The sequence below is a fragment of the Kitasatospora sp. NPDC048540 genome (assembly GCF_040651175.1).
Classification (GTDB): Bacteria; Actinomycetota; Actinomycetes; order Streptomycetales; family Streptomycetaceae; genus Kitasatospora.
In genome coordinates, this window is the sequence record NZ_JBEZIR010000249.1 from 1 (window position 1) to 3,623 (window position 3,623).

Here is a 3,623-nt window from a genome sequence, read left to right on the forward strand (position 1 = left end):
AACTGGAACAGCTCCCACAGCTCGTCCGGCACCAGGCGCTCCACGATCATCACGCCCGCAGTTTACCCAACCTCGCCAAATGAGATGACTTCTAACTCAGACAACACGAGATACACCACGTCGCTGGACAGACCCGGACGAGGTCCTGGCGGCCGCGGCAGCCAGGCCCTCGTGGTTCACCCGTTCAGGTTCAGCCGGTCTGGATGGCGGTGTCGTCGATCACGAAGCTGGTCTGGAGGGAGGAGTCCTCCACGCCGTTGAACTTCAGCGTGACGCTCTGGCCCGCGTAGGACGACAGGTCGACCGACTTCTGGGCGTAGCCGGTGTTCTTGTCGAGGTTGCTGTACGAGGCGACCGTGGTGCCGTTGGCGCTGACGGTCAGCTTGTCGTACTGGGTCGTGGTGGTGGTCTCTGCGGTGTCGATGTGCAGCCAGTAGCTCAGCGTCGCCCGGCAGCCGGTCGGGATGGTGACGGTCTGCGAGGCGCTGTCGGTGTGGGCGGAGCCGTAGCCGTTCAGCCAGGCCTTCCACGATCCGCCGTGCGCCGCCTGGGAGGCGGAGTTGTCGACCACTCCGCTGGTGGTGGTCCAGGGCGCGGCGGAGCCGGTCTCGAAGCCCGCGTTGCCGAGCAGTTGCGCCGGGGTGCAGACGCCGGTGCCGTTGACGGTCAGCGAGAAGGTGGCCGTGTGGGTGGTCGACGTGCCGGCGCCGGTGATGGTGACCGGGTAGGTGCCGGGCGGCGTCGAGGCGGCCGTGTTGACGGTCAGCTGGGAGGTGCCGCCGGTGGAGACGGAGGCCGGGCTGAACGACGCGGTGGCGCCGGCGGGCAGGCCGGACGCGGACAGGTTCACCGTCTGCGCCGAGCCGTTGGTGAGCGTGGTGGCGACGGTGGCGGTCAGCGAGCTGCCCGGGTTGACCGAACCGGAGGCCGGCGAGACCGCCATCGAGAAGTCGTTGCCGGTGGCCGCGCAGGTCGGGTCGCCGGACTGGGCGGGGACGCTGACGGCGTCCCAGGCGGCCTTCACGGTGTTGAACTGGCCGCAGGACGGATCGAGGTTCTTGGCCGCCTGCAGCGTCCAGGTGCGGTACTTCAGGTACGAGCTGGCGGTGGTCTTCATGAGCTGGGCGTTGTACACGATCTTGAGGGCGTTCTGCACGCCGACGCCGCCGGTCACGGTGGAGCCGTTGCAGGTGGGGCTGGTCGGGCCGCCGGGCGGGTTGGAGCCCTGTGCGAGCAGGTAGAACCAGTGGTTGCCGGGGCCGGCCGCGGCGTGCACCTCGGTGCTCGGGATGCTGCTGGAGTAGCAGTTCGGGTTGCTCTTGATCAGCGACGGGTTGTACATGTTGCGGATCGGGCCGGTGCCCACCAGGTTGACCTGGTTGCCGACCAGGAAGTCCGGTACGGCGTACGGCGCGGGCTCGTTCATGAAGGCCTCGGTCGACGCGCCGTACACGTCGGCGATGAACTCCTGGGTGCCGCTGCCGGAGATGCCGCCGGGGGTGTGGTCGTCGATGCCGTGGCCCATCTCGTGGGCGAGGACGTCGACCGCGCTGATCCACTGGTTGGCGTTGTTGTGCCCGACCTGGACCTGCGAGCCGTCGTAGTAGGCGTTGACGTCGGCCAGGCCGACCCGGATCGGCCAGGCCCCGCCGCTGCCGTCCATGCCGTTGCGGCCCAGCCACTGCGCGAGCATCCGGAACTCGCCCTGCGCCACGTACTCGGCGTCGACGCAGCCGGTCTCCTTGCTGGTGGCGTCGCCGTTGCCCCAGGTGTCGGTGGTCTTGCTGAACGTCGTGTTGTTCGCGGCGTCCTGGCACGGCATGTTCGTGATGTTGGTGGGGCTCATCGTGAACTTGCCACCGGAGGACGTGGTGTTGATGGTGAGCGGCGCGGGGCCGTTCCAGGCGCCGGTGCCGCTGCCGTGCAGCACGTGCTCCTGGGTGTGCAGTACGGCGCCGGTGCGCGCGTCGACGTCCACGCTCAGCCTGCTGTAGCCGTCGTCGCCGTTGCCGTTGACCGTGGACTCCCAAGCCAGGGCGGCCGGAGCGTCGCCCAGCGCGTACACCACCAGCCGGGTGCCCTCGACCTGGGACACCGACTTCAGCTGCGCCGACGCCACCTTCTCGGCTTGGGCGGAGCTCAGGCTCGGGCTGGTCGACAGCGTGCCGATCGCGTGCTGCTGGGCGACCGAGTTGTACGTGACGTGCCCGGCGCTGTCGGTCACCACGACGAAGTCGCCGCCGACCACCGGCACGCCCGAGTACGTGCGCTCGTAGGGCACGTACTGCGACCCGTTCGAGGAAGCGACCTGACCTCGGACGAACTGCTCCTGCGGGCCGGCGAGCAGGAAGGCCGGACGGCTGGCCACCAGTGCGTCGGCGCTGGTGGCGGCCGACTGCTGGGAGGACTCGGGCGCGGGCGGCGTCGGCGTCGGCGCCGCCACGGCCGCCGTCCCGGCGGCGGTCAGACCTGCGATCACGAGCCCGGCGGCGGCGAGCACCGCTGTGCCGGAGCGGACTGCGCCGCGGCGCCTGGGCTTTCTGACATGGGTGTGCAACTGGCGGCCCTCCCTGGGCGATGGGGGACGGCACGCAGGAACGGCGTCATGAGTCGCCCTGGATCGGTGCCGGCCCGGGAACGGGAAACTCGCGCACGTGCAGAGCGGACCGCGGCAGGTCACCTGCTCCCGGGCGTCACCGGATCAGGGTGAACGGGCGCAGTGTGGCCGGGGGTTGCCACAGCCGTGGGGGCGCGGGACGGCGGTGGCCGCCCAGCGGCAGAACGGTAGCGAAGGTGACGGATCGTCGACAGCCGGCGGTCATGGCGGGAACATGCCAATGGCGGATCTCTGCCAGACCGGCGGGAGCCGCCCGGACCGCCACCTCATCGCGGCCCGGTCGCTCGGGCGGCCGCAGCCTTGAGCGGTTGCCCGTCGCGCTCGGCCAGGCCCCGCGCAGCTTCACACCGATGACGTCCCGGCCTCACAGGGGCGCGGACCACGGCGACCCGCACAGATCGGCACCGGGTATCGGCGGGGCGTGGTTCAGCGGGCGCTGCCGAGGTCACGGTCGCTGTCGGCGCCTTCGAGCATGAGGGTGGTCTCCTCGATGCGGCGGAAGCGGCCGTCGGCGGCGAACTCGGCGAACAGGTAGGCCTCCATGCGGACGGTGGAGCCGTCGATCTTGTCGGCCTCCATGGTGTGGCGGTCGGCGTAGAGGGTGCCGTCGGTGAGTTCCTCGTGGACCTGGACCGAGCCGCCGGCCAGGACGGTGCGCAGGTGGGCGATGTGGTCGAGGAACTCGGTGCGGTCGGCCCAGGCGCCGTCGGTGCGCTGGCGGTAGTCGGGGGCGAAGTGACGCTCGGCGGCCTCCTCCAGGTCCAGGCCCGGGGTGAGGAGCAGGTCGGTGAGGGCGGTGCGGATGTCGGTGCGGACGGCGGTGGGGGTCATGGCAGGTCCCTGGGAGCGGTGTCGAATGGGGGTGTGCGGCGCGGTGCCTGGCGGGGCGGGCGTCAGGCGCCGGTGGTGGCGAGGGTGTCGTCGAGCCAGTCGAAGATGCGGGCCAGGGCGAGGCGCATGGCGCCGGGGTGGCAGTGGGCGCCGGCGCCCTCCGCCACGGTGAAGT

The 3,623-nt window shown here is 70.9% G+C and carries 2 protein-coding genes; both read right to left on the reverse strand.

The window, feature by feature from the left end; all coding sequences use genetic code 11:
* Window positions 1-190: 190 nt before the first annotated feature.
* Window positions 191-2,557 (reverse strand): M4 family metallopeptidase, encoded by a 2,367-nt coding sequence (locus AB0D08_RS40530; protein WP_359895384.1) that lies wholly within the window; start codon window positions 2,555-2,557, stop codon window positions 191-193.
* A gap of 486 nt (window positions 2,558-3,043) precedes the next feature.
* A complete protein-coding gene (locus AB0D08_RS40535) occupies window positions 3,044-3,448 on the reverse strand; it encodes a nuclear transport factor 2 family protein (RefSeq protein WP_359895385.1) in 405 nt (134 codons plus the stop codon).
* Window positions 3,449-3,623 lie beyond the last annotated feature (175 nt).